The 508-nt window shown below is 54.1% G+C and carries 1 pseudogene; it reads right to left on the minus strand.

The features are described from left to right. Positions 1 to 508, minus strand: a pseudogene (locus tag EXE52_RS18095) (cell division protein); the annotation flags it as partial.

Raw genomic sequence — 508 nt, forward strand, 5'->3', positions numbered from 1 at the left:
CACGATCAACGCACGGTCAGCACTCGAGACATCACACGGAACAGTGAGCCGAGAATTCGTGGCGCGTCGAACCAGTCCTTTGATTTTTGCGGCATCTGTCGACTCACTTTGTGGTTCCTCAGTTTCCTTGAAATTGGCGAGCAGTCCTTCTTTTGCGGGCGTGACATCAGTAGAGGCGTAGCCGATTGAGGAGACTCCGCCGGTATCGAGTGTTCGCATAATGTCACTCGAGTCCATTGCGTTTTCACCAACCTCTGACTCATCGACTTCACCGGCGGCAAGCAGGGTGACAATCCGTGTTGCAAGCTCTTCGTTCATCTCTTCGTAACCCTGCTCAATTGTTTGCCCGCGAGAACGCCACGCGTCGTTGTCGAACGCGATGAAGTTGTCGACCTTATTGACGAATGACTGAAGCGACCGGGCAGCGTTGAGTGCCGGCCGGCCGCCCTCGTACGTGCCAGGTAACACTCCAAGTCCATACACTGGCTCATCGTACATTTTCTGTAGT

Origin of the sequence: Halorubrum sp. CGM4_25_10-8A, from assembly GCF_005435025.1 — an archaeon.
Classification (GTDB): domain Archaea; phylum Halobacteriota; class Halobacteria; order Halobacteriales; family Haloferacaceae; genus Halorubrum; species Halorubrum ezzemoulense.